General features: G+C 71.6%; 3 protein-coding genes and 2 pseudogenes. 2 read left to right on the top strand and 3 right to left on the bottom strand.

Features of this window, described 5'->3' with window-relative positions; genetic code table 11:
- Positions 1-219, top strand: a pseudogene (locus AOK23_RS43255) (hypothetical protein); the annotation flags it as partial.
- A gap of 80 nt (positions 220-299) precedes the next feature.
- Here AOK23_RS43255 and AOK23_RS43250 read toward each other — a convergent pair.
- The gene (locus AOK23_RS43250; RefSeq protein WP_055717832.1) at positions 300-1,583 is read right to left on the bottom strand and encodes an adenylosuccinate synthase; all 1,284 of its coding nucleotides are present in this window, start codon (positions 1,581-1,583) and stop codon (positions 300-302) included.
- A gap of 199 nt (positions 1,584-1,782) precedes the next feature.
- Between AOK23_RS43250 and AOK23_RS43245 the strand changes: the two genes are divergently transcribed.
- Positions 1,783-2,760, top strand: a complete 978-nt coding sequence (locus AOK23_RS43245; RefSeq protein ID WP_055717831.1) for a diacylglycerol kinase catalytic domain-containing protein — start codon at positions 1,783-1,785, stop codon at positions 2,758-2,760.
- Between the two features lie 176 nt (positions 2,761-2,936).
- On the opposite strand, the gene AOK23_RS43240 is transcribed toward AOK23_RS43245, so the two are convergent.
- Together AOK23_RS43240 and AOK23_RS43235 are read right to left on the bottom strand one after the other, a co-directional pair.
- Positions 2,937-3,308, bottom strand: coding sequence for a peptidase inhibitor family I36 protein (locus tag AOK23_RS43240; RefSeq protein ID WP_055717833.1), 372 nt, complete (start codon positions 3,306-3,308; stop codon positions 2,937-2,939).
- A gap of 83 nt (positions 3,309-3,391) precedes the next feature.
- Positions 3,392-3,786, bottom strand: a pseudogene (locus AOK23_RS43235) (hypothetical protein); the annotation flags it as partial.

The raw sequence follows: 3,786 nt of genomic DNA, 5'->3' as shown, positions 1-3,786 counted from the left end.
GCCCTGCGCGACCGGCTCGACCTCATCGCGCTCCACCTGAGAGTCACCGGCCGCCGCCTCCGCTCGGCCCCCGGCATCGACGCGGCCACCCGCCAGGACATCTTCTACCTCATGGGCCGCGCCACCCTGGCCCTCGACCTCGCCCACCCCGCCGCGGCCCAACGCGAACTCGACCGCCTCGCCGCCCTCGCCCGACGCTGCGGCGTGGAGCGGACATAGGTGACGGGGCGGCCGGACTCGTGTCGAGTCGGCCGCCCCGTCGGTCAAGGCGTGGGTCCGTGAGGGATCCGGTGCGTGCGCTAGATGAACGAGTTGATCTCGATCGTCTCGTCGCGGCCGGGGCCCACACCGATGGCGGAGATGGGCGCGCCGGACATCTCCTCCAGGGCCTTGACGTAGTTCTGCGCGTTCTTCGGCAGGTCGGAGAAGGACTTCGCCTTGGTGATGTCCTCGGACCAGCCCGGCAGGGTCTCGTAGACCGGCTTGGCGTGGTGGAAGTCGGTCTGCGAGTAGGGCAGCTCCTCTACGCGCTTGCCGTCGATCTCGTAGGCCACGCAGACCGGGATCTCTTCCCAGCCGGTGAGGACGTCGAGCTTGGTGAGGAAGAAGTCCGTCAGACCGTTCACACGGGTCGCGTACCGGGCGATGACCGCGTCGAACCAGCCGCAGCGCCGGTCACGGCCGGTGGTCACACCACGCTCGCCGCCGATGCGGCGCAGGGCCTCGCCGTCCTCGTCGAACAGCTCCGTCGGGAACGGGCCGGCGCCGACACGGGTCGTGTACGCCTTGAGGATGCCGATGACGCGGCTGATCTTCGTGGGGCCGACGCCCGCACCCGTGCAGGCACCGCCGGCCGTCGGGTTCGAGGAGGTCACGAAGGGGTACGTGCCGTGGTCGATGTCCAGGAGCGTGCCCTGGCCGCCCTCGAAGAGGACCACCTTGTCGTCGTCGAGGGCCTGGTTGAGGACCAGGACCGTGTCGGCGACGTACGGGGCGAGCTTGTCGGCGTAGCCCAGCAGCTCCTCGACGACCTGCTCGACGGCGATGGCGCGCCGGTTGTAGAGCTTGGTCAGGATCTGGTTCTTGACGTCGAGGGCCGCCTCGACCTTCTGCGTCAGGATCGACTCGTCGTACAGGTCCTGCACCCGGATGCCCACACGGTTGATCTTGTCCGCGTAGGTGGGGCCGATGCCCCGCCCCGTCGTGCCGATCTTGCGCTTGCCGAGGAAGCGCTCGGTGACCTTGTCGACCGTCACGTTGTACGGCGTGATGATGTGAGCGTTGCCGCTGATCAGGAGCTTGGACGTGTCGACGCCGCGCTCGTTCAGACCGCTCAGCTCGGAGAGCAGGACCGACGGGTCGACGACGACGCCGTTGCCGATGACCGGAGTGCACTCCGGAGTGAGGATGCCGGAGGGGAGAAGGTGGAGGGCATACTTCTGGTCGCCGACGACGACCGTGTGGCCGGCGTTGTTGCCGCCCTGATAGCGGACCACGTAGTCGACGGATCCGCCGAGCAGGTCGGTGGCCTTCCCTTTACCCTCGTCACCCCACTGAGCACCGAGCAGCACAAGTGCGGGCACGCGCGTACACCCCTTCCGGGCGGGGCATGTCCATGGTCGGGGGCGTACGCGGTGGCTTGAATGCTCACCGCGTGCACCGCGACCGCCGTCGGTCGCAGACTGTGGACCCGGATGCCCCGGAATAGACGAAGCCCCTGGCGCAATAGCGCAAGGGGCTCTTGCACAAAGATGCTACCCGAGGAAGCGAGGCAGGACCGAGGTGGCAACTGGCGACCAGCTCCTCGTGGTCATCGACCCCCTCGCCCGTCACACGGACGGTGAGGCGGTAAGGATCGCGAAAGACGTGCTCAGCGCGGGTGCGGCGAGTACGAAAGTGTGCCTTCCGGAAGGGCCCGAGGAATTCGCTCGGGTACTGGCGCGGCGGGGTTCCCGGCGGCCGGTGGTGGTCGGGGACGACCGTGCGCTGCTGCGCGCGGTGGCCGTTCTGCACCGGCAGCGGGAGCTGACGGCGTGCGCGTTGGCCATGGTTCCGGTGGGGCCGTCGCTGGGCCTGGCCCGGTCGCTCGGCGTGCCGACCGGTGCCGTGGCCGCCGCGCGGGCCGCCCTCGACGGGGTCGAACGACGGCTGGATCTGCTCGTCGACGACAGCGACGGGGTGGTGCTCGGCACCCTGCGGATCCCGGCGCCCGCGGGGGCGACCGCCCTCGACGCGGATGCCGACGCGGACGCGGAGACGGAGGGCGAGGGCGACACGTCGGGAACCGGGGCCGGGTCCGGCTTCGGCTTCGGCGCGCGGGCCGGTGTGGGGGCGGGGGGTGGCTCCTCCGGGCATCAGTCGTGGTTGCGGAACTGGCCGCACTCCCTGGTGCGGACGTTGTCCGCGCGCCCGCCCCGCATCGCGCGGATCGCGCGGCCCGCCCGGATACGGGTCGCCTCCCCGGCCGCGGTCGGGCCCTCCCGGCTGCGGGTGGAGGTGGACGGGGTGACACTCGTCGACCTCGACCAGCCGGTGCAGGGGGTGTCGATCGCCCCCGGCACGGACGGCGGCGCGGACGTCGAGGTCAGGCCGGTGTCCGTGGGCGCCGAGGCCGCGCCGCTGCGGGCGGTGGGGCAGCGGGTGACGGTGTCCGGCGCGGACTTCCGCTACCGGGCGGACTCCCTGGTGGTGGCCGGACCGGTACGGACACGGACGTGGACGGTGCGGGAAGGGGCATGGGGGCTGACATTGCCGGGGTGAGCGCGGTCTGCGGGGAGGGCGCACTTCGGTTGTCGGGGTGAGCGCGGTCCGTGGGGACGCGCCCGGCGGTGTGCGGGGTGAGACCTGCGGGGAGGGCGCCCGGCGGTGGTCGGGCGCCCTCGTTCATGTGGTCCGCGGCCGGTCGTCGGCGCGCGGTGATCGTCCGGTCGGCGGCGTCAGCAGCCGGCGGCCCACGTGTGGGAGTCGCCGTCGTCGTTGGCGGCGCCGTTGTAGCCGACCTCCTGGCCGGGCGTGAGGCAGATGGTCATGTGGCCGCCGAGGTTGCCGCTGGAGTAGACCTTGACGTGGTCCTTGATGCCGGCGCCGGAGATGCCGTGGTTGGCCCAGGAGGAGTCCTCGTCGGCGATGTTGCTCTCCCACCAGTGGTCGTCGCCCGGCCACTCGATCTTCATGCCGGAGAAGTTGGCGTCGGTCCACACGCAGAAGTTGCCGCTGCCGCAGGCCGCCGCCTGCGCGGAGCCCGAGGCGGTGAGGACGACTCCGGCGGACAGCAGTACGGCGGAGAGCAGAGCGGTACAGCGCTTCATGGTCGAGCGGGTCACGGTCGAGCGAGTCACGGTGGTACGGGTCCTTTCGGTGGGGGGTGGGTTCTTCTCGGTGGTGCGCCGGATCAGGACGACGCGTGGTCGTTCCGGCGCTGGAGCAGGGCTTCGGCCTCGGTGAGGGCGCGGGTACGCAGCCGCCGCCAGTCGGCGAGTTCGGCGCTGCGGTCGGCGCGGACCTCGGCGAGCGTGCGGTCGCTGTGGGCGGCCTCGGGCTTGAGGTTGTTGACGATCGTCGACGTACGGAACCAGCGGCGCTGGTCGCCGTAGAGCCGTCGCTGGGCGGCGGCGAGACAGCCGTCGGTGTGGGCGCGGACGACGTACCCGGTGGGCAGCCGCAGCGACAGCTCGGTACGGCCCGCGCCGAACATCGCCTCGGCGACCCGCTCCCGCTCGGCGTCCGGCAGGGGCTCACACCCCCGCGGGCGGGGCAGAGTCCGCCGCCGGACGCCGAGCGGGAGCG

This window comes from Streptomyces torulosus, assembly GCF_001419765.1.
GTDB classification, from domain to species: domain Bacteria; phylum Actinomycetota; class Actinomycetes; order Streptomycetales; family Streptomycetaceae; genus Streptomyces; species Streptomyces torulosus.
The sequence above is the reverse complement of the archived record's forward strand: the minus strand, read 5'-3'. Positions and strand labels throughout refer to the sequence as shown.